At 61.9% G+C, this 25,166-nt stretch carries 25 protein-coding genes; 15 read left to right on the forward strand and 10 right to left on the reverse strand.

From position 1 onward, the window contains the following. Nucleotides 1-2 precede the first annotated feature (2 nt). From lpxB to rpmI, 5 genes are all read right to left on the reverse strand, one after another. Nucleotides 3-1,250, reverse strand: a complete 1,248-nt coding sequence (lpxB, locus tag KP701_RS03265) for a lipid-A-disaccharide synthase (RefSeq protein ID WP_215745700.1) — start codon at nt 1,248-1,250, stop codon at nt 3-5. Then, entirely contained in the window at nt 1,247-3,715 is a 2,469-nt protein-coding gene (gene pheT, locus KP701_RS03270) for a phenylalanine--tRNA ligase subunit beta (protein ID WP_215745701.1), read from the reverse strand. Before pheT ends, lpxB begins: the two co-directional genes overlap by 4 nt. 1 nt (nt 3,716) lies before the next feature. Further along, nucleotides 3,717-4,787 (reverse strand): phenylalanine--tRNA ligase subunit alpha, encoded by a 1,071-nt coding sequence (gene pheS / locus KP701_RS03275; protein ID WP_215745702.1) that lies wholly within the window; start codon nt 4,785-4,787, stop codon nt 3,717-3,719. Between the two features lie 97 nt (nt 4,788-4,884). Then, nucleotides 4,885-5,241, reverse strand: a complete 357-nt coding sequence (rplT, locus tag KP701_RS03280; RefSeq protein WP_011251849.1) for a 50S ribosomal protein L20 — start codon at nt 5,239-5,241, stop codon at nt 4,885-4,887. Nucleotides 5,242-5,254: 13 nt separating this feature from the next. Beyond that, nucleotides 5,255-5,455 carry a 50S ribosomal protein L35 gene (gene rpmI, locus KP701_RS03285; protein ID WP_046901279.1) on the reverse strand — a complete coding sequence of 67 codons (201 nt, stop codon included), beginning with the start codon at nt 5,453-5,455 and terminating at the stop codon, nt 5,255-5,257. Between the two features lie 310 nt (nt 5,456-5,765). Here rpmI and KP701_RS03290 point away from each other — a divergent pair, with 310 nt between their 5' ends. The 3 genes from KP701_RS03290 to KP701_RS03300 all read left to right on the forward strand — a co-directional run bounded on the left by KP701_RS03290 (nt 5,766) and on the right by KP701_RS03300 (nt 9,316). Continuing rightward, the gene (locus KP701_RS03290; RefSeq protein WP_215745703.1) at nt 5,766-8,192 is read left to right on the forward strand and encodes a glucose/quinate/shikimate family membrane-bound PQQ-dependent dehydrogenase; all 2,427 of its coding nucleotides are present in this window, start codon (nt 5,766-5,768) and stop codon (nt 8,190-8,192) included. A gap of 132 nt (nt 8,193-8,324) precedes the next feature. Continuing rightward, complete coding sequence (locus KP701_RS03295) at nt 8,325-8,978, forward strand: energy transducer TonB (protein WP_215745704.1); 654 nt, start codon at nt 8,325-8,327, stop codon at nt 8,976-8,978. Between the two features lie 107 nt (nt 8,979-9,085). Next, nucleotides 9,086-9,316, forward strand: a complete 231-nt coding sequence (locus KP701_RS03300) for a hypothetical protein (RefSeq protein ID WP_215745705.1) — start codon at nt 9,086-9,088, stop codon at nt 9,314-9,316. Between the two features lie 59 nt (nt 9,317-9,375). On the opposite strand, the gene KP701_RS03305 is transcribed toward KP701_RS03300, so the two are convergent. From KP701_RS03305 to KP701_RS03315, 3 genes are read right to left on the reverse strand one after another with little or no spacing between them, the layout of a single operon-like run. Next, nucleotides 9,376-9,810: a SufE family protein gene (locus tag KP701_RS03305; RefSeq protein WP_215745706.1), complete on the reverse strand. Its 435-nt coding sequence runs from the start codon at nt 9,808-9,810 to the stop codon at nt 9,376-9,378. A 57-nt stretch (nt 9,811-9,867) separates the two neighbouring features. Continuing rightward, the gene (locus tag KP701_RS03310; protein WP_215745707.1) at nt 9,868-11,805 is read right to left on the reverse strand and encodes a response regulator; all 1,938 of its coding nucleotides are present in this window, start codon (nt 11,803-11,805) and stop codon (nt 9,868-9,870) included. Further along, nucleotides 11,802-13,580 (reverse strand): ATP-binding protein, encoded by a 1,779-nt coding sequence (locus tag KP701_RS03315; RefSeq protein ID WP_252345369.1) that lies wholly within the window; start codon nt 13,578-13,580, stop codon nt 11,802-11,804. Before KP701_RS03315 ends, KP701_RS03310 begins: the two co-directional genes overlap by 4 nt. Nucleotides 13,581-13,738: 158 nt before the next feature. On the opposite strand from KP701_RS03315, the gene KP701_RS03320 reads away from it, so the two are divergent. Beyond that, nucleotides 13,739-14,149: a hypothetical protein gene (locus KP701_RS03320; RefSeq protein WP_215745709.1), complete on the forward strand. Its 411-nt coding sequence runs from the start codon at nt 13,739-13,741 to the stop codon at nt 14,147-14,149. A gap of 12 nt (nt 14,150-14,161) precedes the next feature. Here the strand turns inward: KP701_RS03320 and KP701_RS03325 are convergent, their stop codons facing one another. Then, on the reverse strand, nt 14,162-14,656 hold the full coding sequence (locus tag KP701_RS03325) for a zinc-ribbon domain-containing protein (RefSeq protein WP_215745710.1): 495 nt from the start codon (nt 14,654-14,656) through the stop codon (nt 14,162-14,164). A 123-nt stretch (nt 14,657-14,779) separates the two neighbouring features. On the opposite strand from KP701_RS03325, the gene KP701_RS03330 reads away from it, so the two are divergent. From KP701_RS03330 to KP701_RS03365, 8 genes are all read left to right on the forward strand, one after another. Further along, a complete protein-coding gene (locus KP701_RS03330) occupies nt 14,780-15,481 on the forward strand; it encodes a cell division ATP-binding protein FtsE (RefSeq protein WP_215745711.1) in 702 nt (233 codons plus the stop codon). Then, nucleotides 15,478-16,386: a cell division protein FtsX gene (locus KP701_RS03335; protein ID WP_215745712.1), complete on the forward strand. Its 909-nt coding sequence runs from the start codon at nt 15,478-15,480 to the stop codon at nt 16,384-16,386. Before KP701_RS03330 ends, KP701_RS03335 begins: the two co-directional genes overlap by 4 nt. Next, nucleotides 16,383-16,976 (forward strand): YdcF family protein, encoded by a 594-nt coding sequence (locus KP701_RS03340; protein WP_215745713.1) that lies wholly within the window; start codon nt 16,383-16,385, stop codon nt 16,974-16,976. The genes KP701_RS03335 and KP701_RS03340 overlap by 4 nt, the downstream gene beginning before the upstream one ends. Before the next feature lie 45 nt (nt 16,977-17,021). Continuing rightward, nucleotides 17,022-17,771, forward strand: a complete 750-nt coding sequence (locus KP701_RS03345) for a 1-acyl-sn-glycerol-3-phosphate acyltransferase (protein ID WP_062494928.1) — start codon at nt 17,022-17,024, stop codon at nt 17,769-17,771. A gap of 249 nt (nt 17,772-18,020) precedes the next feature. Beyond that, the gene (locus KP701_RS03350) at nt 18,021-19,085 is read left to right on the forward strand and encodes a DUF2125 domain-containing protein (RefSeq protein ID WP_215745714.1); all 1,065 of its coding nucleotides are present in this window, start codon (nt 18,021-18,023) and stop codon (nt 19,083-19,085) included. Between the two features lie 219 nt (nt 19,086-19,304). After that, nucleotides 19,305-20,732, forward strand: coding sequence for a cytochrome ubiquinol oxidase subunit I (locus tag KP701_RS03355; protein ID WP_041110728.1), 1,428 nt, complete (start codon nt 19,305-19,307; stop codon nt 20,730-20,732). 5 nt (nt 20,733-20,737) lie between these two features. Then, entirely contained in the window at nt 20,738-21,763 is a 1,026-nt protein-coding gene (cydB, locus tag KP701_RS03360) for a cytochrome d ubiquinol oxidase subunit II (RefSeq protein WP_215745715.1), read from the forward strand. Nucleotides 21,764-21,781: 18 nt separating this feature from the next. Next, a complete protein-coding gene (locus KP701_RS03365; RefSeq protein ID WP_098049509.1) occupies nt 21,782-21,931 on the forward strand; it encodes a DUF2474 domain-containing protein in 150 nt (49 codons plus the stop codon). A 61-nt stretch (nt 21,932-21,992) separates the two neighbouring features. Here KP701_RS03365 and gloB read toward each other — a convergent pair whose 3' ends face one another. Beyond that, nucleotides 21,993-22,709, reverse strand: coding sequence for a hydroxyacylglutathione hydrolase (gene gloB / locus KP701_RS03370; protein WP_215745716.1), 717 nt, complete (start codon nt 22,707-22,709; stop codon nt 21,993-21,995). Between the two features lie 40 nt (nt 22,710-22,749). On the opposite strand from gloB, the gene KP701_RS03375 reads away from it, so the two are divergent. The 3 genes from KP701_RS03375 (at nt 22,750) to KP701_RS03385 (ending at nt 25,153) form a co-directional block, all read left to right on the forward strand. Next, nucleotides 22,750-23,490 (forward strand): methyltransferase, encoded by a 741-nt coding sequence (locus KP701_RS03375; RefSeq protein ID WP_215745718.1) that lies wholly within the window; start codon nt 22,750-22,752, stop codon nt 23,488-23,490. An 89-nt stretch (nt 23,491-23,579) separates the two neighbouring features. After that, nucleotides 23,580-24,257 carry a phosphatidylserine decarboxylase gene (locus KP701_RS03380; protein WP_062448984.1) on the forward strand — a complete coding sequence of 226 codons (678 nt, stop codon included), beginning with the start codon at nt 23,580-23,582 and terminating at the stop codon, nt 24,255-24,257. Nucleotides 24,258-24,271: 14 nt separating this feature from the next. Next, nucleotides 24,272-25,153, forward strand: a complete 882-nt coding sequence (locus KP701_RS03385) for a phosphatidylcholine/phosphatidylserine synthase (protein WP_215745720.1) — start codon at nt 24,272-24,274, stop codon at nt 25,151-25,153. The last annotated feature ends 13 nt before the right edge of the window (nt 25,154-25,166 follow it).

The following is a 25,166-nucleotide window of genomic DNA, read 5'->3' on the forward strand; positions in this document are numbered from 1 at the left end:
ATTTAGTGGCTGGACGACCGGGAAACCGGCTCGTTCAGCAAATCCATGATCTCGGCCGCCGCCGCATCCGCGGGCGTACCCACAGGCGGCGAGAGCTTATCGAGCACATCGGCAAACGCCATGCGCTGCTTTTCCACCATCTGCTGATCGCTCAGCAGCCTGGAAACCGTCTCGGCCAGCTTCCTTGGCGTGCAGTTTTCCTGAAGCAGCTCAGGCACCACCTCCCGCCCGGCCAGCAGATTGACCATCGCCACATGCGGCACCTTGATCAGACGCCGCGCAATCGTCGCCGTCACGGGATTAACCCTGTAGGTCACCGCCATCGGCACATTGCCCATCGCAAGCTCAAGCGTGGACGTCCCTGACTTGGTCAGCGCGCACTGAGCGGCCGCAAATGCATCATGCTTGTCATGGATGTCAGTGACGATATGCGGCTGGATCGGCCATTTGCGGATCAGCTGGCGGATCGTCGGCGCAATCACGGGTGCCACCGGAATGACCGGACAGATATCCGGATACTGCACCCGCAGGATATCCAGCATCTTGCGGAACACTGGCAGAAGCCGGGGCGCTTCCGAACGTCGGCTGCCCGGCATCAGGATCACGACCGGCGCATGAGCGGGGATATTGTGCCGCAGCCGGAAGCGCTGGGCATTCCCCTGCCGCACACCGGACTGAAGCACCGGATGCCCCACAAACCGCCCTTCCAGCCCACGCTGTGCAAACCAGTCCGGTTCGAACGGCAGAAGGCACAGCAGCCTGTCCCAAAGCCCCGGGAATTCCTTGACCCGCTTTTCACGCCAGGCCCAGACCTGCGGCGCGACATAATGCACGCGCTTGATACCTGAGCGCTCGATTTTCTGAAGCAGACGCAGGGTGAAGCCCGGGCTGTCGATCGTCACGACCAGATCTGGCTTGCGCAGTTCGATATCCTGCACCGCTTCGAGCAGACGCTGAGAGAGCTGCCGCAAACGGGGCACAACCTCGACCAGTCCCATGACTGCCAGATCGCTCATGGGAAACAGGCTGTGCAGCCCGAGCGCTTCCATGCGCCCGCCCCCGACGCCAGCGAAAACCAGCGACGGGTCCTGCGCATGAAGCGCCTGCATGAGACGTGCGCCAATCACGTCCCCGCTGGCCTCACCTGCCAGAATCCAGATCACCCGCCCGTAACGGGGTAAGGGCGCGGCCTTTTGGGAAGGGTCCGCCGAGGACTGTCCGTCAGATCCGGATTCTGGAAGAGAGTTCATCGACGCAGCACAGCCCCTGTTGCCTTAAGAACCGCAGCTTCCACCGATTTGGAAACCGCTTCAAGCTGCGTATCCGTAAGACTCTCGCTCTGTGGCTGCAAGACCACTTCCACGCCGAGCGAACGATGTCCTTCCGGCAGACTGCCGCCCTCGAACACGTCAAACAGCCGGACATCTTGCACCAGATTGCGATCCGCCATCCGCGCGGCCTTCAGAACCGCCTGGATTTCCACATCCGGCCCCGCCACGAAAGCGAAATCACGCCGGACAGGCTGCAACGGCGACAGAACAGGCGCGGCTTTGCGCTTGGCCTTCGGCAGCGGCACCTGATCCAGATAGACCTCGAACGCCACCACGGTTCCGCTCAGTCCCAGCGCCCGCGCAACACGCGGATGCAGTTCGCCGAACGTCCCCAGAACCATCTTCGGCCCCTGCCGCACCTGACCCGACCGGCCCGGATGATAGAACACCGGCGCATCAGACGTAACCGACAGCGCCGCTTCCGGCACGCCCAGCGCAACAAGAGCCGCCGTCAGATCGGCCTTTGCGTCCCAAAGCGTCGCTTCATGCGCCGCAACACCCGGCTCACGTGCCGTCAGACCAGCCCGCAGGCCCGCCAGACGCAGATGCTGCCCGGTCGCATCAAAGCTCGGCCCAACCTCGAACAGCGCCCCCTCACCCGACAGACCCAGGCCACGGGCCAGATTGCGTGACAGGGCCCGTGCCAGATTGATCAGTGGCGTCGGACGGAGCTGATCCAGATCAGTGGCAATCGGGTTCAGCAGATGCTGCGTTTCCGGCACATCGCCGAACAGGGCCGCATCATCCTGCGCCACGAACGAGAACCCGACCGTCTCGGTCAGCCCGCGTGCCGCACAGACACGACGCAGCAGAGCCGCACGCGCCTGAAGCGGCGTGACGGCCGGAGCCGGCACAACCGTCGTCTGCGGCAACGCAACCGCCGGAACATTGTCCAGCCCGTAAAGCCGCAGCACTTCCTCAAGAAGATCGCATTCCGCTTCCATTGCCTGAACATGGCTGGCAGCGCGACTGGCCACGTCTTCATCCAGCGTCGGGGCCTGTGCCAGAACCTGCCCCGAGGCAATGTCATTGCGCCAGGACGGCACCAGGAACGTCGCGGCGTCTTCCGTCCGTTCCGTCACCTCAAAACCCAGATGCTCAAGGGAGCGCACGGCATCGTCAGCCGCGATATCCACACCACCCAGCGTCTTCAGACGCTTAAACCGCAGCGTCGCCGTACGCTTCCAGTCCGGCAGGGCGCCAGCCTCGGTGATCTCGCTGACTTCACCGCCACACAGATCGCGGATCATGACCGTCGCGGCTTCAAGTCCGTTGAGAACCTGCGCCGGATCAATCCCGCGCTCGAAACGCTGCCGCGCATCGGTGTGAATGGCCAGACGACGTCCCGTCAGGGCAATCCGCACAGGATCAAAGAGGGCGGATTCCACGAACACATCGGTCGTGTTCTCATCCACGCCACTGCTCTCGCCGCCAATCAGACCGGCAAGCGACTGCACACCGGCTTCATCGACAATGACCATGTCCTCGGTGCCCAGCACATATTCGCGCCCATCAAGCCCCGTAAAGGTCTCGCGGGCCGCATGCGTCACCGTAAGCGTATCGCCTTTAAGTTTTGCAACATCAAAGACATGCAGCGGACGGCCGAGATCATAAGTGAGGTAGTTCGTCACATCGACGAGCGCCGAGATCGGCTTAACCCCGACCGATTCCAGACGACGCTGCAGCCAGTCCGGGCTCGGCCCGTTCTTCACACCCCGGATCACACGCCCGACGATATACGGGCAGGCCGGATGCTCGATCTTCCACGTCAGCGGCGAGGGGAAATCCCCTTCCACCGCTTCCGTCAGCCAGGGCTTCAGATGCCCGATCCCGCCGGCTGCCAGATCCCGCGCAATGCCCCGGATGCTGAGCGCATCGCCACGATTGGGCGTGATGGCAATTTCGATGACCGGATCATCCAGCTCGGCATAAGCGGCGTAGGACTCTCCGATCGGAGCTGTTTCGGAAAGTTCGGCAATGCCATTGCTTTCCTCACCGATCCCGAGCTCACGGAGCGAACACAGCATGCCGCCGCTGTCCTGCCCGCGGATCTTTCCCTTCTTGATGGTGATGTCGAGCCCAGGAATATAAGTCCCTGGAGCCGCAAAGATCACATGCAGACCAGCGCGCGCATTCGGCGCACCACACACGACCTGCACGTCTTCAAAACCGCCGCCAGCGGCAACCCGACAGACCTGAAGCCGGTCTGCATCCGGATGGCGGTGCGCTTCCACGATCTTGGCAGTTCTGAAACCCACCAGACGGTCAGCTGGGTTTTCAACACCCTCGACCTCAAGCCCGATGACATTCAGCCGGGCACAGATCTCTTCGACAGAAGCTGTAAAATCAAGATGTTCGCGCAGCCAGGAAAGAGAGAACTTCATGTCACACGCCCTCCGTCAGCGTGGCAGGCGAGAACGCCGAAAATCCGTAATGACGCAGCCAGCGCAGATCACTTTCGTAGAAAGACCGCAGATCGGGAATGCCATTCTTCAGCATCGCCAGACGCTCAATCCCCATCCCGAACGCAAATCCCTGCCATTCGGCCGGATCAAGCCCACAGTTCGCCAGAACCCGCGGATGGATCATCCCCGAGCCCAGAACTTCCAGCCAGTCGGACCCGCCACCAATCTCGCCAGTCGCCTTTGACCAGCCAATATCAACTTCCATGGAAGGCTCGGTGAACGGGAAATAGGATGCCCGGAAACGGACAGGCAGGTTGGGCTTGTCGAAATAGACGCGCAGGAACTCGATCAGGCAGCCCTTGAGATGGCCAAGCGTGATATTGCGATCGACCACAAGACCTTCGCACTGATGGAACATCGGCGAATGGGTCGCGTCATGATCGGCACGATAGGTACGGCCGGGTGCAATGATCCGGATCGGCGGCTGCGACCCAAGCATGGTGCGGATCTGCACCCCAGAGGTCTGCGTCCGCAGAACCCGCGGCTCCCCGTCCTCATTTTTCGGCGGCAGATAGAACGTGTCGTGCTCGGTCCGGGCGGGATGATGCTCCGGCGTATTGAGGGCAGAGAAATTATGCCACTGACTCTCGATGTCCGGCCCTTCGGCGACGGAGAAGCCCATCGCGCCGAAAATGGCCGTCATTTCCTCAATGGTCCGGCTGATGGGATGGATGGTGCCCGTCACGATCGCAGGCGCCGGCATCGTCACGTCCACGCGCTCGGAGCGCAGACGGGCCTGAAGCGCCTCTTCCTCAATATCGCGGCCACGGGCCTCGATGGCAGCCGTCAGTTCGTCACGCAGGCGGTTCAGAGCCTGACCGCGCTCCTTGCGTTCCTGATGCTCGAGCTTGCCCAGTTGCTTGAGCAGCCCCGTCAGCGCGCCGGACTTGCCCAGCGTACCAACGCGGATCGCGTCCCACTGCGCGCGATCCTGCGCCCCGGCCAGCGCAGCCAGCGTGTCATTCCTGAGTATATCGAGATCGTCAGCCATACCGCCCATCCCCTGCAGCACAAAACAAAACGGGCCGTCCTGATAACAGGACGGCCCGCCAGTCACCAGACCCCCAAAGGGATCAAGCCGGAAAAGCTCAGCCGAGAGCGGCCTGAGCCTTCTTCACGATTTCACCGAAAGCGGCGCTATCGTCAAAAGCAATGGCGGCGAGGACCTTACGGTCGATCTCGATGCCAGCCTTGTCCAGACCGTTGATGAAGCGGCTGTACGTCAGACCATGCTCGCGGACGGCAGCATTGATACGCTGGATCCACAGGGCGCGGAAATCACGCTTCTTGTTGCGACGGTCACGATACGCATAACGCAGCGCCTTCTCGACGCGCTCCAGAGCGATACGGTAGTTCGTAGACGAACGGCCGCGATAGCCCTTGGCGAGCTCGAGAACCTTCTTGTGACGGGCGTGCGACGTTACGCCCCGCTTGACACGTGCCATTTACCTTATCTCCTCAGAGCCCGTAGGGCGCCCACTGCTTGATTGTCTTCGCATCCATGTCCGTCATGGTCTGGGGACCACGGTTGGTGCGCTTCATCTTCTGCGGACGGTTGATAAGGCCATGGCGCTTGTTGCCCGGGCCGCACATCACTTTGCCGGTCGCGGTGATCTTGAACCGCTTCTTGACCGACGACTTGGTCTTCATCTTGGGCATTTCGGTCTCCCTCGCCGTAAACGATTGGTCCCTCACACAGTAAGGACTCTGCACGGCCGGGCATGCCACTCGTGGCCCGGACGCGTGCGCGGAAGCGGTGTCCTTATCGTAAGCCCAAGTGGCCTGCAAGCTCATTATTTTCTTGAACGCTCAATCATAAGTCCTTCCTTTCCTCAAGTCACGACGACGTGAAAGTCCTCACAGTGACGTGAGCAAGATGAACCTTCTGACATCTTGACCCTTGACGGTCATCCATGTGCTTTGTCCGGAAGTCACCGTGATGCATCAGAACAACAGATCCAGGAACATCATGAGCACAACATCCCGGCCAGGGCTCTGGGCCCTGATAACGGCCGCGGCATTCGCGCTTTGCGGCGCGATCCTTACCGTTGGCGGCGCATGGGTCGCTGCCATCGGCGGCCCTCTCTATTATGTCATCCTTGGCCTGGCACTTCTCGCCACGGCTTTCCTCTCCTTCCGGCGCAATCCGGCTGCCCTCTATCTGTTTGCAGTCGTCGTATTCGGAACGGTTATCTGGGAACTCACCGTTGTCGGTCTCGACATCTGGGCCCTGATCCCGCGCTCGGACATCGTCATCATCCTCGGCATCTGGCTGCTGCTGCCGTTCGTCTCCCGCCAGATCGGCGGCACGCGGACGACCGTCCTGCCTCTCGCCGGCGCCGTTGGCGTTGCGGTTCTGGCCTTGTTCGCCAGCCTCTTCACCGACCCGCATGACATCAGCGGCGAACTGCCGACTCAGATCGCAAACGCCTCCCCCGCCGACCCGGACAATGTTCCGGCCAGCGAGTGGCACGCTTATGGTCGTACGCAGGCTGGTGACCGCTGGTCCCCGCTGAACCAGATCAACGCGTCCAACGTCAGCAACCTCAAGGTCGCATGGCATATCCACACCAAGGATATGATGAACTCCAACGACCCGGGCGAAGCAACGAACGAAGCGACCCCGATCGAGTTCAACAACACGCTTTACATGTGCTCGCTGCACCAGAAGCTGTTTGCGGTTGATGGTGCCACCGGCAACGTCAAGTGGGTCTACGATCCCAAGCTCCAGATCAACCCTGGCTTCCAGCATCTGACCTGCCGTGGCGTCAGCTTCCACGAAACGCCGGCCAATGCGACGGATTCCGATGGCAACCCCGCACCGACGGACTGCGCCAAGCGCATCATCCTGCCGGTCAACGATGGCCGTCTGGTTGAAGTCGATGCCGACACGGGCAAGGCCTGCTCCGGCTTCGGCACCAACGGCGAAATCGATCTGCGCGTTCCGAACCAGCCTTACACGACGCCCGGCCAGTACGAGCCGACGTCCCCGCCGGTCATCACGGACAAGCTGATCATCGCCAACAGCGCCATTACCGATAACGGTTCGGTCAAGCAGGCCTCGGGCGCCACGCAGGCATTCGACGTCTACACCGGCAAGCGCGTCTGGGTGTTCGATGCGTCCAACCCGGATCCGAACCAGCTTCCGGATGACAGCCATCCTGTCTTCCACCCGAACTCCCCGAACTCCTGGATCGTGTCGTCCTACGACCGCAACCTGAACCTCGTGTACATCCCGATGGGCGTGGGTACTCCCGACCAGTGGGGCGGTGACCGCACGAAGGATTCCGAGCGTTTCGCTCCGGGTATCGTCGCACTGAACGCTGACACGGGCAAACTCGCCTGGTTCTACCAGACCGTTCATCACGACCTGTGGGACATGGACGTTCCGTCCCAGCCGAGCCTCGTGGACGTGACGCAGAAGGACGGCACACTTGTTCCGGCCATCTACGCCCCGACCAAGACCGGCGACATCTTCGTCCTCGACCGTCGCACCGGCAAGGAAATCGTCCCGGCTCCGGAAACTCCGGTTCCCCAGGGCGCCGCTCCAGGTGATCACACCAGCCCAACCCAGCCGATGTCGCAGCTGACCCTGCGTCCGAAGAATCCGCTGAACGATTCCGATATCTGGGGCGGCACGATCTTCGACCAGATGTTCTGCAGCATCTACTTCCACAGACTGCGCTACGAAGGCCCCTTCACGCCGCCGTCGCTCAAGGGTTCGCTCATCTTCCCGGGCGATCTGGGAATGTTCGAATGGGGTGGCCTGGCCGTCGATCCGCAGCGTCAGGTGGCTTTTGCCAACCCGATCTCCCTGCCGTTTGTCTCCCAGCTGGTTCCCCGCAGCGCAACCAACCCGCTCTGGCCTGAAAAGGACGCCAAAGGCACGGGTGGTGAAACCGGCCTGCAGCACAATTATGGCATTCCGTATGCCGTCAACCTGCATCCGTTCCTGGATCCGGTGCTGCTGCCGTTCGGCATCAAGATGCCGTGCCGCACGCCGCCCTGGGGCTATGTCGCCGGTATTGACCTGAAGACCAACAAGGTCGTCTGGCAGCACCGTAACGGCACCCTGCGTGACTCGATGTATGGCAGCTCCCTGCCGATCCCGCTGCCGCCGATCAAGATCGGTGTCCCGAGCCTCGGTGGCCCGCTCTCCACGGCTGGCAACCTCGGCTTCCTGACGGCGTCCATGGATTACTACATCCGTGCGTACAACCTGACGACGGGCAAGGTACTGTGGCAGGACCGTCTGCCGGCTGGTGCTCAGGCAACGCCGATCACCTATGCCATCAATGGCAAGCAGTACATCGTGACCTATGCAGGCGGACACAACTCGTTCCCGACCCGCATGGGCGACGACATCATCGCCTACGCCCTGCCCGATCAGAAGTGATCTGACAAGACCCTCCGGGCCATGAAAAAGGGGAGATGCCATCAGGCATCTCCCCTTTTTTCATTTCGGCCGACTGGCGGAAGATACAATCGTTACATAAGGTAACAAATCATCCCCGATAAGAGGCACATCATGAGACTGTCCGTCATCCGCCCGCTTCTGGCCCTGACCATCCTTCTTGCGGGCAGCAGCCTGCCCGCTCAGGCCGAAGAGCATCCTTTCGGCGCGATGCTGGATCCCCATCATCACAGCCTTCTCATTTACCCGCCGGCCGAACTTGAATTTCACAAAAGCGGAACGGCTCATGTCCGCTGCACCATCAGCGCTGCCGGAATAGCTACGGATTGCCAGTCTTCCGCTTCACAACCGGATTTCGGCCTCGCAGCCGAGCAGATGGCCTACAGTTCGACATTCCTGCCCACCTACCAGAACAACGTGGCCGTGCCCGGCACATGGGAGAAGACCTACACCTTCCATGCCTCCCCCGACCTGACGACGCCGTTGCTCGACAAGGCCCATACGCCCCCGCCCCATTATCCCGAAGCCGCCGACGCTGCCGGAATTGGCGGTCATATCACCGTACTCTGTCAGATCGACCAGATAGGCGCTGCGCATGACTGCACCGTCAGTGACGGGCCGCCCATCCTGCAACGCGCTTCGCTCGCCTATTTCAGCCTTGCCAGATATTACCCGGCCCTCAGGGACGGACAGCCCGTCGCAGCACAGTATCGGGGGAACATCACCTGGGACACGACCCATCCCGTGGACCAGCAGGGTTTCCGCTAGGCTGCCGGTACAAGACAGCTTGCACGCCGCTCGCAACGTATTGCATTCTTTTCTGAAAGCCGGGACGCGTTCCCCGTAACCCGGCACCGCTCTGGAGATCATACCCCATGCCGTTCCGTCGTCTCTCCGTTGCCGCGTTCGCCGTTCTGGCGCTCGGTACCCAGATGGCCCATGCCAAGCCCTGTCGCGACGACAAGGGCAAGTTCACGAAATGCGAAGCTCCCCAGAAGCCGAGGCCCTGCCGGGACGCAAAAGGGAAATTCACGAAGTGCCCGACGCCCCCCAGCGGCACGACAGCTGCGACCAGCGCCACCCCGTCGGCAAGTCGCCCGCAGTAAGATTATAATTTCTGCAATAAAAAACCCCGCCGGCTTTGAGCCTGCGGGGTTTTTTATTTCTAGTGTGACGCGCGCTTCTGAATGGCCTGCGCCATGGCCTCGACCCCGTTCCCACGGTTCGTCGAAAGCGCCTTGACCAGTCCCATATCATGCAGAAACACAGGGCTTGTTCCCAGAATTTCCGATTTCGGACGGCCGGAATAAACCCTCAGCAGAAGCGCCACGAGTCCCTGAACGATCGCGGCATCCGACGCCCCGGCGAAAAACAGCTTTCCATCCCGTTCAACCGCTTCAAGCCAGACCTGGCTCTGACAGCCCGGAACACGATGGGCATCATCCTGCCACTCTTCCGGAAATGGCGGCAGCTTGCGTCCCATCTCGATGATGTACTGATACCGCTCCATCCAGTCATCAAACAGACCCAGCTCGGCCTCGATCTCCTCGATAGCCGCAGCAGCCGTGTCCTCCGGGGGAACAAGATAGGCATCACTCACGTGTCACAATCTCCAATTCACAGGCCCAATGCCGCCAGCCGGCGCAGAACCGGCCTGCTATGACGCGCCAACGTCAACAGAACGCATGGTTTCGGCAACGGCCCTCTGCAGACTTTCCTGCGTAAAGGGCTTCGGCAGAAGAAGCCCGTTTTCAGGGGCCGGCATATCATCTGTATGCCCACTGATAAACAGCACCCTCAATCCGGGCACGGCCTGCAGCAATGCTTCCGCACAGGCCAGACCATCATGATCCGGCATCCTCATATCAATGATCGCAAGCTCGAAGGGAGACGCCGGATCAACACGCTTCAGCGCATCCGCCAGCGAGGCAACAGCCGTCACCTCATGGCCATCCTGAGCCAGGAATCCGGCCGTCACCATTCGCACGGGCGCTTCATCATCCAGTACCAGAACCTTCAGGCGCCGTTCGAGCTTCGCACCCTGAAGCTGCGGCACCGCAACCCGTTCCTGACTGCCCCGCGCCACAGGAAGCATCAGCGTCATGCGCGTCCCCCTGCCCACGACACTATCAACAATAATTTCGCCATAACTCCGGCTCAGAAAGCCATACACGCTGGACAGACCCAACCCGGTCCCACGCCCGACATCCTTGGTCGTAAAGAAGGGATCAAAAATCCTTGCCGCCACTTCCGGCGGCATACCTTCGCCTTCATCCACGACCTCCAGCGCCACCGCCCGATCCGGACAGCATTCCGCGGGAAGACCCGTCCGCTTCTGCTCGACAACATGCGCACTGATCCGCACCGTCCCGCCATCCGCCATGGCATCCCGCGCATTCACACACAGGTTCAGGAGCGCCATTTCAAGCTGGTCCGCATCCGACCAGACCAGCGGCAGATCCGGCGGCAAGTCTTCCACACACAGTGCGCACGGGGCCGCCGATGCCGGGACACCGCGCTTTTTGAGGCTCTGACGCAGAAGATCCGTCAGCCCTGGAAGCAACTGCCCCAGCGACACCGCCGACAAACGCGCCTCGCGCGGGCGTCCGAACTGAAGCAGCCGCCGCGTCAGAACAGCCCCGCGCTGGGCAGAATCCGCTGCATTGCGAAGCAGCGCCAGAGAGGCTTCATCAAACTCCGCGATATCCTCCAGAAGCTCGAGAGATCCTGAAATTGCCGCCAGCAGATTATTGAAATCATGCGCGATACCGCCAGCCAGCGTCCCAAGCGACTGAAGCTTCTCGGCCTGACGCAGCCGTGATTCCATAACAACACGGGATGTCACATCCCGGTCCATGCTGACCTGCCAGGCATCTGCCCGGGAGGCGCCTTCCGGCCAGGCAAGAGCCAGCCGCGTCAACTCATGCCAGCGCGTGACAGAACGGCCCTCTCCTTCAGTAAGAACCTCTCCGACCAGACGCTCTTCCTGCCCCGAAATACGCACATCCTCACGCATGGCGATGATCTCGGGCCAGAGATTTTCGGGAAAATGGGCCTGCTCGTTCTCGGCCCCGCTCTCGGATTCATCCCGAACATTACTGCGGATGCACCGCCCGTCCCGATCCGAAAAGACGAGTCCGATCGGCAGCGCTTCCATCAGCCCCCGCAGAAGCGCCTGCTCCGTTCTCAGAGCACGCTGCGCCAGACAGTGCTGCGTAACTTCGCCGACCAGCGAACGCAGAGCATCCGCATCCCAGGGTTTGTGCACATAGGCCTGCACCTGCCCCTGGTTCAGCGCGGAGACGACCGCCTCCAGATCCGCATATCCCGTCAGAAGAATGCTACGGGCATCCGAAAATGCCCGGGCCTGCATCAGCAACTGGTCTCCGGTCAGACCGGGCATCCGCTGATCGGAAATGATGGTCGCCACATCCCTGTGCGCCCGCAGCAGATCCAGCGCCTTCAGCGGATCCGTGGTGGACAGGATTTCATACTGGTCTTCCAGCAGATCCGTCAGGGCGACGAGGATCTCCTCCTCATCGTCAACCAGCAGGATCAGGGGGCGCGACGGCCCCTTGGCACTCCAGAAAGTCATGCTGCACGACCAGTCGCCACCGGCCCCTCCTCGGTCATGCGAACGGGCAGACTCATCCGGAAACATGCTCCGATCCCGCGCCCGTCCGGCAGATTGGCGTCCGTTACCTCAATCACCCCGTCATGCGCCTCCATGACGCTATAGGCAATGGCCAGCCCCAGACCTGTCCCGGTTCCCACGGGCTTGGTCGTGAAGAACGGATCGAAAATCCGCGTCCGCAGGTCAGGCGGCAGCCCCGGCCCGTCGTCACTCACCCTCATTTCGTAGCGTCCGTTTTCCAGACGCGAGGCGATGACGATCCTGCCCCGCACAATATCTCCGTCCGTGGACATATCCGCCAGCGCATCGGCCGCATTGGAAATGATGTTCATGACAACCTGATTAAGAAATGCCGGCTGGCAGACCAGTTCGGCCGGCGCCTGAAGATCTTTCTGCACGATGATCCCCGGCCCCAGCTTGTGCGCCAGAAGAGCCAGCGCCGTTTCCAGCGCGGCCGGAACATCGACCTTCTGGAACGAGCTTTCATCCAGCCGTGAAAACCGCCGCAGGCTCAGAACAAGGTTCTGGATCCGCTGCAAGCCGAGTTTCATGGACTCCAGCCGCGACATCCCCTTTTTCGTCAGGGACATCGCCTCGTCGGAGGCATTCACTCCCTGCAACCGCTTGAGAGTGCGCGTCACCGTATCCGCATGTGCGATCGTAAAGGCGAGCGGATTGTTGATTTCATGCGCAATGCCCGCAACCAGCTCACCCAGTGACGCCATTTTCGCCGTTTGCACGAGCTTGGACTGCGCCTGCAGAAGCCGCTCGTTCGTCCGCGCCAGCTCCATGTTGGCCTGCGCCAGCGCCTCGGCCATTTCCGCCTTGGCACGCGCAGCTTCAAGCGTCAGGGCGTTCTGCTGACGCTCGATTTCCTGCTGCCGGAATTCGTCCTGCGCCATCCTGCGCTGCGCCAGCGTCCGGATCCGCATGGCCAGCGCCTCAAGCGCAATGTCACTGGGGACGAGATCATCAATCCCCGCCTCGAAGAACTCACCGGAAGACTGCCGCCGGAAACGCGACGCCTCCACGATCCCCAGCGTCCGGAACGGGATCCCCCCCGCCTCCAGAACTGCCTGACGACGCGCATCCAGAAGACGACAGAACTTCAGATCCTCATCCCCGCTGCCCAGTTCCAGCACCAGACAGTCGGGACTGTCCGCGCCCCGCAGCCAGCCCCCTTCGATCAGATCATCGGAACGCTCGATGGACGTGACAGTATGCCCGTCACGCCAGAGCAGTTCTCCCAGAGTGGTTTCGGGCACATCCTCGACAACTTCTTCCTCGTCTTCATCCTCGCGCGGAGAATTGACGATCACAATCCGCGCCCGTCGCAGGCGGGATGCCTCGTCAACCTGAAGGAGTTCCGGCCCTTCCCGAAGAAGGGCCCGCATCCGCAGAACCATGAGATCCGGATGAGCCGACTTGGAAATATAGGCGTCCGCGCCGCTCTCCAGCCCCTCACGCTCCACACCCGGCGACGCATCCTCGGTCAGCATCAGGATCGGGATGTTCCGGGTCAGCGCATCCAGGCGCAGCCGCCGCGCCAGCTGACCACCACTCATCCCCGGCAGTTCGGTACAGGCGACCACCAGATCCGGCATAGTCTCCTCGATCGTGCCCAGCGCCTCCTCACCACTCGTGGCGCAGGTCAGGGCAAACCCTTCCTTCACCAGAACCTGAACAATCTGCCGGGCGTGGTCACAATCGGGCTCCACGAGGACCACCCGAGGCATGTTCGGCGTTACCAGAGGCATCTCGAACTCAGGAAAAGGCATGACAGCACGGGAAAGTTTGCATTGGCGTTCTCTTGCAGCTAGTCCGAGATGGACTATTCGTCCGTTTTCAGGGGCGAAGACTAACTCCCGTTGCCGGACCACTGGAAGCCATATCTATGGACATGCAGCCCCCATCCCATATCACGGACCGCCTTCTGGGCCGCAGCAGCCGCAGCGATTCATCGCTCACCACGTCCTCCATGATCCGGACGGGCATCTGGTCAGTCTGCTATTTCGCTTTCTATCTGGCCCAGCAGATCGCCGAGCTTCTGGCACCTCTCCTGCTGATTCTGGGAGTGGGCTGGTACATCCTTCCACATATCGTCAATGCGATCACCACAAGCGCTGCTACGGCCGATCCGCAGGCCCGTGACATCATGAACCATGTGGCTGGGACCCTGCCGAACCATCTGCAGATCGGCTCTCACCTCGTCACGCCGGGCTCCCTGATTTTCGACGGTATCCTGCTCATGGCCATCGCCGCGATCGGAGCCACGGTCTCGGCGCTCGCCGCCCGCAACATGTAAGATACGCAGGGGTCAGGAGAAATGCCCGGCCCCAGGCAAAAACCCGAAAACGCCAGCGCCCTTGCAGTACCACAGCGCGGCAACCCCGCCCCCCGCCAGAACAAGACTGGCGCCCCAGGCGGCAATCCAGGCTCCGGTGGACCCGATCATCGACGGACCAGCCGTATCTGTGGGCACCTGCACGTCCCCAGCCGACCGCGAATGCAGGACTGCGGAACGGCGCACATTGCTGCGGCTGGCCATGGCCCCTGTCGCCCGAAACATCCCTTCTGTTCCGGAAACCGGCGAATCCGCAACAGCAGGTGCCGCCGCAACCCCTTCTTCCGGCACCTCAAAAACTTCAGGCGCAGCGACAGCCCCGTCAGGCGCCTCTTCCGGTTTCGAAACTGCGGGCGCGCCCAGCTCCCAGCTGTCTCCACAGTTGGCGCAGCGCAGACGCTTGACCCCTTTTGCCAGCGCCTCCGGGACCTCAAAGACTGCATGACAGTGGGGGCATTCAATGCGCATTCAATCAATCCCTTCGACAGTCGGCTCCGATCCGGCCTAGCCTGATCCGTGTGCTTGCCTGTTATGACGAAATGATCGTTATTAAATGGTTAATAGATTGCCCGCCTTTTCAATGAAAGCCTCATGATCCGCCTCCTGAATGTCTCGATGATGCCCCCCGGCGTGGGACAACCCGTTCTGCGGAATCTGACGCTCACCGTCGCGCAGGGGGAGTTTCGCTGGCTGCTCGGACCGTCCGGAGCCGGAAAATCGAGTCTGCTGCGCCTCCTGACGCTCGAAACGCGCCCTTCAGCTGGTCAAATGGACCTGCTTGGCATGTCCGTCAGTCAGGCCAGCCGGGCCACGCTGCGGAACCTGCGGCGAAGGATCGGGTTTGTTCCCCAGGACTATCGCCTGATCGGGGAATGGACTGTGTTCGACAATGTGGCTCTCCCGCTGAGACTGCGCGGCGCCTCCGAACGCGACACCAGACGCGAGGCCTTCGCCGTTCTGGAATGGCTGGACGTCGCGCATCTTGCTGACAAGCGTCCCGGAACCCTTTCCGGCGGCGAACAGCAGCGTGCCGCCATTGCCCGCGCCCTGATCGGCCGTCCGGAAATCCTGCTGGCCGACGAACCCACCAACGCCCTTGAGGACGCCCAGGCCCGTCGCCTGCTGGCCACGTTTCAGGAACTGGTGGACATGGGCACGACCGTCATCGTCGCCACCCATAATGAAGCGCTGGTCCGCGAAGCTCCGGCCGCGTCCATCGTCCTTCAGGACGGCACACTCGCCGGGGCCGATACTCAGGACGGAATCGCCGCACGCCGGAGCGACAGAGCGTGAGCGCCCCTGTCTCCCCCGGCCTGCGCTCCGGCAGCCTGCCACTTCTGGTCGCACTCATGACCCTGCTGGCCGGGCTCTCGCTCGCCGGGCTGACAGGCGTGCAAACCCTGGCTGAAGGCTGGGCCGGCGCCGCACGCAACGCCACCACAATCGAGATCCCGTCCGACACTCCCCAGCTTGAAGACCGCACCCGCGCACTCATCCAGACGCTTCACAAAACGCCAGATATTACCACCGTCCGGGAACTTTCCCCTCAGCAGGTGCAGACCCTTCTCGCCCCCTGGCTCGGGCAGGTCTCGGACAGCGGGCATCTCCCCGGCCTTTCCCTGCCCGTCGTTCTGATCGTCGCCCATACCGGAACGCCTGATCTGGGCAGGGTCGTGCATGAGGCCCTGCCAGAAGCCGTCGTGGAAGAAGACCGCCGCTGGGGAGAGCGACTCAACGGTCTGGGAAGCAGCCTTGTTGCCTGCGCCTGGCTTGCGGTCAGCCTTATCGCCGCCATCGCGGTCCTTTCAGTTGGCATGACCGTGCGCCGCTCCGTGATGGCCCAGCGCAAGGCCGTCGAGATCGTCCATTTCCTCGGTGCCGGAGATGTGACGATCTCCAGCCGCATTGCTGGCAGAGCTGCCCTGCTGAGCCTCGCCGGGGGCCTCGCCGGACTGTTCTTCCTGAGCCCGGTCATCACAATGCTCGCGCGAAAACTGGCCCCCTTCTCGCATGACGCCGGGCCAGCGGCCCTGCCTGCAACAACATGGCAGACCATGCTGGCAAGCTGGTGGAACACCCTGCACGTCCTGCCCCGCCTCCTTCTCGAAGAGCTTGGCGCCCTGCCTTTGATTGCCGCCTGCCTGGGCTGGCTTACCGCCCAGACCGTCGTACTCGTCTGGCTCCGGCGGCTGCCATGAAACGGCTGTTCCTGACATGTCTGGCTCTGGGCGGGCTCTGGCTGGCGGGATTCGCATGGTTCATTCAGGACGCGAGCAAGGCTTCCGTCACGGCTCCCGTCTGCGACGGCATCGTCGCCCTGACTGGCGGAGAACAGCGCGTCGATACGGGCATTACGCTCCTGCGGGGCGGATACGGGCACCTGCTTCTGATTTCGGGAGTCGGCCCCCATGTCACGCTGCAACACATCCTGCATCTCCAGCAGGAATCCCTGTCCTCCCCACTGGCAGAGCGCATCACGCTGGGCCGCCGCGCCACCAGCACGATCGGCAACGCCCACGAAACCGCCCAGTGGGCCCGTGACAATCACCTCCACCGCCTTCTGGTCGTCACGGCCGGCTATCATATCCGCCGGGCAGTTCTCGAAATCCATCGCGTGGCTCCGGATCTGGCCCTCTCCCCCTATCCGGTCGTGCCCCTCGCCCTTCAGGCGCCCCTCTCCCGCCGGACCCTGTTCCTGATGTTCCGCGAGTATAACAAGTTCCTCGGCGCGGAAATCTGCGTCCTAACCGGTCTGCCGGATGGCCGGGAAGGACTGGACGGCACCTGACAGCCCTTGTGTCCAGACCGCTTTTCTGGTGTGCAGAACACCATGATGAGCATTCTGCGCGGCGTCCTTTTCAATCTCTATCTTTTCTGGATCACCCTGTTCATGGGCCTCGGAACCATTCCGATCCGCCTGATGAAAAACCAGGAACTGGCCCTGTCCTACGCGAAGCTCTGGGCACGGGCCGTTCTGGCAGGCTTCACGCGGATCTGCTCGGTCCGCATCGAAGTCACGGGACGCGAGAACCTGCCCCCCGGTCCGCTGCTGATCGCCTCGCAGCACCAGTCCTTTTTCGACGGCTTCATCTGGATGACCCTCGTTGACCGGCCCGACTACATCATCAAATCCGAACTGACCCGTATTCCCGTCGTCGGCCCGATGCTGCTGCTGACCGGCATGATCGCCATCGACCGGAAGGCCGGATCGAAAGCCCTCCGCAACATGATGCGGGACACCAAGGCGGCCCATGCCGATGATCGCCAGATCATCATTTTCCCCGAAGGCACCCGTACCCTTCCCGGAGAGCGCCATCCGATCCAGCCCGGCATCGTCGCCCTGGCACGACAGGCAGACGTTCCCATCGTGCCCGTCGCCACCGATTCAGGCCTGTTCTGGGACCGCAATGCCTGGCTCAAACGTCCGGGAACCCTGCACGTCGTCATCGGCCAGCCTCTGCCACCGCAACAGAAGCGCAGGGCCTTCACACAGGCTCTGGAGAGCGCATGGGATGAACTGTGCACAACCCATACCCTTCCCCGCGATCCTGTGGATAACTCTGTGGACCCGGAAAACGCATGACCGGACTGCAAAAAACTGAAATCTTTCAGGAGCATTCCAGACCCGACGTGTTCCTGACGTCCCATCTCTGACAGAATCTCCATATCCCCTGGTTTTCTGACGTTTTCAGGGTTTCACAACTCCACAAGCTCCGCTTGAGATCACACGTTCGTGAGCGCTTCCCAACGTTTTGGAGCTTCTTTCAATGGCTGGGGATAAAACAGATGGGACTTGACCAATCCCGCAGCCACACCTGAAAAGACATGCTCAATGGCTCGTCCATTCTTTACTGTCCGTTACAGCCGATCTGCTGTGGTATTGATTGCGGTCCTCGCAATATCCGCAGCGCTGGATACAGTCTTCTGGCTCCGGACAGTCCACCGGCTGGAAGCCACGGCCCGAACCGCCCTGACCGCCGCGCGCGAAAATGGCTGGAGGGTTGAGACGACTCCACCGCGCAGGGGCGGCTGGCCCTTCGGAGCCTGGGTGGAACTCAACCGCCTGAACGGCACACACCCCGCCTCAGTCGCGTCTCCTTATGATGCGGGATGGGCCGGTGAGAAAATCCGTTTGGGCGGATCATGGCTCTCCCTGTTCCATGTAGGGCTTCCACTTTCCCTGACAGGCCATCAGGCCGTCCGTCTCGTCGTGAATGAGAATGTTCTGACCGTGCTGACATCCGGCCTTCAGATCCGCTTCCGCAATCCGGATAATGTGGTCTTTTCGGCGCCCCGGCTTCAACTGGCCTTCTCTGGCAGATGGCCGGACAAACAGTTCTCCACGCAAACCCTGTCCGGACGCCTCATCCGGTTTCCCGCTGCCCGCCCGGATGCCACACGCCTCGGCATCATCGCGCATGCCACCACAGTCAATGGTTTTCCCCTGCCCTATGGCTTCTCCAGCGATCTGCGCAACGGACGTCTGGCAATCGCCCTGACAGCATCGCAGTCATCGCCGGGCCTTTCGCTGCTCGACGCCACATCCTACGGACGCCTCATCCTTCAGGATGCATCCGCGTCTCCCGTTCCGGCCTCCTCGGACAACCGGATCACCCTGACAGGCTCCCTCGCGCTACCGGAGCAGGACGGCACGCTCACCTTCACCATGACCCACTGGCAGGAACTGGCGGCTCGTCTGCTCGACCGTCCGGAAATAGAGTCGCATCTTGCTCCCGACCTTCAGGCAGCGCTGCAAAAACTGCTGCAGAAAGCATCCGCCATCCCCGCCATGAAAGAGCGCCCCTTCTCGCTCTCCATGCCCGTCGTCAATGGTCAGATCCTCCCCGATGCGCAGGTGGTTTCAGCACTTATCAGCCAGGGTTTCAGAGCCCCCTGAACACCCGGAATAATCCCGGATACCGCCTTGATTTTTGTCAAAATCATGTCCGGAGTATCAAACTTTTTCTGGCAAAATACGTTTAGAAGGTTCAAAAGACGGCAACACGCGAAGAGATCACAACTTCGTTATCCTGTTGTGCGTGCGTGAGGCCCCTGGGGAGCCGACATCCTTCCTGCCGGTCTTTGCGTTTCGCCATCTACCCAGAAGGCAATCGACATGTTTGGCTTGTCGGCTCTATTCCTGGCGCGTTTCCAGTTCGCGTTTACGGTCGGGTTCCACATCGTGTTCCCGGCATTCTCGATCGGTCTCGCAGCCTATCTCGCAGTCCTCGAGGGCCTTTGGCTCAAAACGGGTCGCAGCGCCTATCTCGACCTTTTCAAATACTGGCTGAAAGTTTTCTCCGTCGTCTTCGGCATGGGCGTGGTCTCCGGCCTTGTCATGTCCTACGAATTCGGAACCAACTGGTCGTCGTTCTCACAGAAAGCCGGTCCGATCCTCGGTCCGATGCTGGCCTATGAGGTCATGACGGCCTTCTTCCTTGAAGCCGGCTTCCTCGGCGTCATGATGTTCGGCCTCAACCGCGTCGGCAAAGGCCTGCACTTCGCGGCCACCTGCATGGTCTCGATCGGCACGCTGATCTCCATGAGCTGGATCCTGTCGTCCAATTCCTGGATGCAGACCCCGCGCGGCTATCGCATCGACGAGGCCACCGGCCGCTTCCTGCCGGTTGATTGGTGGCAGATCGTCTTCAACCCTTCCTTCCCGTACCGTATCGTGCACATGGGCCTCGCAGCCTTCCTGTGTGTGGCATTCATCGTCGCAGGCGTGGCGGGCTGGCATCTGCTCAAGGCCCGTCGTGAAGGTCGTCAGGCGTCCGAACAGGTCCGCCTGATGTTCTCCATGGCCATGTGGATGGCTGCCATCGTCTCCCCGATCCAGGTTCTGGCCGGCGACACGCAGGGCCTGAACACGCTGGAATACCAGCCAGCCAAGATCGCCGCTCTCGAAGGTGACTGGGAGTCCGAAAGCCGCGCGCCGGAACTTCTGTTCGGTATCCCCGACATGAAGAACGAGACGACGCATTTCAAGATCGCCATCCCTTACCTGGGTTCGCTGATCCTGACGCATAGTCTGGATGGCAAGGTGCCGGGTCTGAAGGACTATCCGAAGGAAGACCGTCCCTACTCCCCGCTGCTGTTCTTCTCCTTCCGCATCATGATCGCGCTCGGCATGCTGATGGTGCTGGTCGGACTGTGGTCGCTGTATCTGCGCTGGAAGGGCAAGCTCTACGATACGCCGCTTCTGCACCGTATCGCGCTGTTCATGTCACCTGCGGGCTTCCTGGCCCTGCTCTGCGGCTGGATCACGACTGAAGTCGGCCGTCAGCCCTTCACGGTCTATGGCCTGCTGCGGACCTCCGACAGCGTCTCCCCGATCGCCCTGCCGAACATCGCGACTTCGATGATCGCTTTCGTCATCGTCTATTTCATCGTGTTCACAGGCGGCATCACCATCCTGCTGCGGACCTTCGCGGAAGAGCCCCATCCGGATCAGCATGGTCCGGCCGAAGATCAGCCCCAGCGCGCTGCGGGTACAACACAGGTCTCCCATCAGCCCCAGCCCGACGCTGGCATGGCGGAGTAAGAACCATGACAGAAACAGCCGGCTTCTGGCTCCCGGTGGTCTGGGCGCTGCTCGCAGCAACAGCCATCTTCCTCTATATCTGCCTCGATGGTTTCGACCTCGGGATTGGCATCCTCTTCCTCAAGGAAAAGGACCACGATCACCGCAACCTCATGGTCAACACCGTCGCCCCCGTCTGGGACGGCAACGAGACCTGGATGATCTTCGGTGGCGCCGCGCTCTATGGCGTCTTTCCGGTCGCCTATGGCACGATCCTTCCTGCACTCTACCTGCCGGTCCTGTTCATGCTTCTGGCCCTGATCCTGCGCGGCGTATCCTTCGAGTTCCGCTTCAAGTCGGAATCGCCCATGAGCCAGTTCTTCTGGGACACGGCCTTCTGCGGCGGTTCCTTCGTAGCGGCCTTCATGCAGGGCGTTATCCTCGGGACGCTCGTGCAGGGCATCAAGGTCGAGAACAACGTGTTCGTCGGGTCCAGCTTCGACTGGTTCTCTCCGTTCGCCCTGTTCTGTGGCCTTGCCGTGGTCATCGGCTATGCGCTTCTCGGCGCAACCTGGCTCCTGTGGCGCTGTGAGGGTGAACTGCACGACACGATGCGCAGAGTCTCCTTCGGTCTCGGCGCGCTGATGCTGATCACGATCGCCCTGGTTTCCGCCTGGACGCCCATGCTGCACACCACCTACATGCAGCACTGGCTCGCCATGCCGCAGCTCGCACTGGTCGCTCCGGTTCCGGTCGCTGTCGTCGTGCTGGCGGGCGTCCTGTTCATGGGACTGCGCAACCCGCGCTCGCACCTGCTGCCGTTCGTTGCAACACTGGGCCTGTTCTTCCTGTGCTTCAGCGGCCTTGGTATCAATGTGTGGCCTTACATCGTGCCGCCGACCATCACCATCTGGCAGGCTTCCTCTCCGCCGGAGAGCCAGACCTTCCTGCTGGTCGGCACGATGTTCCTGCTGCCGCTGATCCTCTCCTACACGGCGTATTCGTACTACGTATTCCGCGGAAAGATGTCCGCCGGACATCACTACCACTAAGAACAGGGAGCCCGGCCCATGCGGATCGAATACGGACAGCCCGAACAGAAACCGGGTTTCCTGAACTGGATGAAACGTGTGGGCTGGTTCGTAGCGATCTGGGCTGGCGGCGTTGTTGTCGTCGGCCTCGGCGCCGAACTGCTCAAGAAGATCATCTTCGGCTGGTAACGGCCGGACAAGCCTTCATAAAAAAGCCCCGTCTCTTTCGAGCGGGGCTTTTTTTATGCCTTCAGAACGTATCCTTTTCCCTGCGCAACCGCGCAAACGTCGCAACATCCGGCGCCAGCAGGAAGGGATTGGTCTTCCGCTCCACATCCAGACTCACCGGGAGCGTCGGCCGTCCCGCTTCCAGCAGTTGTTCGACTTCTGCCGCCCGCGCCTTCAGGGCTTCGTTGTCCGGATCAACATGGAGCGCGAAAGCCAGATTGGAGCGGGTATATTCATGCCCCGCGCAGACGAGCGTCCTATCCGGCAGACTGTCATAACGATGCAGACTGTCGAACAGTTCCTGTGCCGTCCCTTCCAGCAGCCGCCCGCATCCCAGACTGAACAGCACATCCCCGCAGAACAGCGCCGGAACCCCGGGCACGACATACGACACATGCCCCACCGCATGGCCCGGCGTGGACAGAACCCGGATCTGCGCACTGCCCAGCGAGAAGCTGTCCCCGTCCTCGACGTCATGATCCAGCCGGGGCAGCCATTCCCTTTTCTGACGCGGTCCATACACTTTCGCGCCATAGCGCTCGCGCAGCGCGTCCGTACCCGCTGTATGATCGGCGTGATGATGGGTCAGCAGGATCATGTCGAGCCGCCCCTCCCCGATTTCGTCCATGATTGGCCCCGCTTCACCGGGATCCACAACGGCGCGCTGACCCTCCATCGCGGTCAGCAGCCAGGCATAATTGTCGGAGAGAACCGGAATCGGCTTGATATCGAGTGGCATGACTGTTCCCCTTGGAGTGTCCTGCTGATGAGGTAGCTGCATGCTGACGTCCCTGGCCCGCATCCGTTCCGATGATGCCGCCACTTTCTATGAAAGCCGACAGGGCCAGCGCACGGCGCTGCTTCTCAACGGCCGCCTGCAGAACATCATGCCCCCCATGCGCGGCCGAAGGATCCTCGGAATAGGCTATACAGCCCCCTATCTTCCGGAAAGTGCGGAATTTGCCGTTTCGGGCCGCCTCCTGCACCCGCAGACGCAGCGAACCACCCGCCCCACCCGAAGCCAGACACGGAACATCTCCTGGGCGGACTGCATCGTCAGCAGCGGACGCCTGCCCTTCGACGACCTTTCGATGAACGCCGTCCTCGTGGTCCACGGCCTCGAATTCACCCGCTTCGCTCCGGACTTCCTCCGCGCCATCTGGCGCACCCTCAGCGATGACGGCATCCTGACGCTGGTCGTTCCCAACCGTTCCGGCTACTGGGCACACACGGACGCCACCCCTTTCGGTCACGGCATCCCCTACAGCAGCGGCCAGCTGACGCGCCTGCTCGATCAGGCCCTGTTCCGGATCGAACACCATTCCACCGCCCTGATGACCCCACCCGCCGCACTGTCGGTGACGCATGGCCGCCTGATGGAACGGGCAGGCCGCACACTGCGCCTGCCCTGCGGCGGAGTGCATGTCGTCACGGCCCGCAAGAACGTCTATGCGGGAACGCCCCTGATCGACGAAAAACTGTGTGTCCCGCTCCCCCGACAGGTGGCCGAGCCCGCCTGAAGGCGGCAGACGCAGAAAACCTGCCCGAAAAACGCCTTCTTTGTGGCGAATTCTTGACCCTCCCGCCGTGTGCCGTAAGAGTGCGTTCCATGTCGCTGATCCAGTCCTTCAAGCTTGTCCTGTCGCCGCCGCATCGCGCCGCGACTCCCTTCCTCCTCGCGGGTTCGCTCGTCGGGCTGCTCGGACGGGCCACGCCCTGGCGTCCCACGCGCCTGCTGGGTAACGCCGGCATCGCTTTCACGGCGTTCTGCCTCTACTTCTTCCGCGACCCCAAGCGCGTCCCGCCACCCCGCACGGATCTGGTGCTGGCCTCCGCTGATGGCCGCGTTACGTCCGTCGCCCTCGTCACCCCGCCTGCCGCTCTTGAAATGGGCCATACCCCGGTCTGGCGCGTCTCGACGTTCCTGTCCGTGCTGAACGTCCACATCAACCGCATGCCAGCGGCCGGTGAAGTGACGAAGATTGCCTATCACGCTGGCAAATTCCTCAATGCCAGCCTCGACAAGGCCTCCGAACACAACGAGCGCAACGAACTGCGCCTGACGCTGCCGGACGGTCGCAATATCGGCGTTGTCCAGATCGCCGGGCTGATCGCACGCCGCATCCTGTGCTTTGTCGAAGAAGGTGACCGCGTGGAAGCCGGCGAGCGCTTCGGCCTGATCCGCTTCGGCTCGCGCACCGATGTCTACCTGCCACCCGGCGTTGAACCCCTGGTTGTGGAAGGACAGACCATGGTTGGTGGCGAAACTGTCCTGGCGAAGCTCTGAGCCAGACACCGTTCATGACCACACCGCCAACGGTTGAACCCATCCGCCCCGCCAAAAGACGCCGCATCCGACGCAGGCTCCGACGCATGGGGCGCAATCCCCGCACCCGCGTGCGGGGCCCGTCGTTCAACCGCCTCATCCCCAATATCATGACCATGCTCGGCCTCTGCGCCGGGCTTAGCGGCATGCGTTTCGCGCTCGAACACCAGTTCGAACCCGCGGCCGTGGCCCTGCTGATCGCCGCCTGCATCGATGGTCTGGACGGGCGGATCGCCCGCCTGCTCAAGGGCGCCACCCGCTTCGGCGCGGAATTCGACAGCCTGTCGGACTTCGTGTGCTTCGGTGTAGCACCCTCCTTCGTGCTGCTGATGTGGTCGCTCGAACATGCCGGACGATACTCGTTCGTCCCCTGCATCCTGTTCACGGTGTGCATGGCGCTGCGTCTCGCCCGCTTCAATGCGAGCCTCGATGACGACGACAAACCGGAATATTCCTACAGCTTCTTCACGGGCGTTCCCGCCCCTGCCGGAGCCGGGCTGGTGCTGTTCCCGGTCTTCCTTGGCCTTGAAGCCGACCGCCTTCATGCCGGGGGGCTGGCCGCCTTCGCCCGCCTGCCCATCGTCTCGGCCGTCTGCCTGATCTTCACGGGGCTGCTTCTGGTCTCGACCCTGCCGGTCTGGTCCTTCAAGAATTTCAAGGTCCCGGCGCGTTACGTCCTGCCCCTCATGCTGGGAACAGGCCTCTACGCCGCTCTTCTGGTCGCGGACCCCTGGGGCGCCCTCGCGGGAGCCGGACTGCTCTATATTGCGATCCTGCCCTTCTCCCGCCGCTCCTATCACCGCCTGAAACAGGCAGCGGAAGAGATGTCGGAAACGGTGGAAGAAGAGCCCGCCTGAAGCAAAACAAGCC

It is taken from the genome of Gluconobacter sp. P1C6_b, from assembly GCF_018811945.1.
In the GTDB taxonomy this organism is placed as follows: domain Bacteria; phylum Pseudomonadota; class Alphaproteobacteria; order Acetobacterales; family Acetobacteraceae; genus Gluconobacter.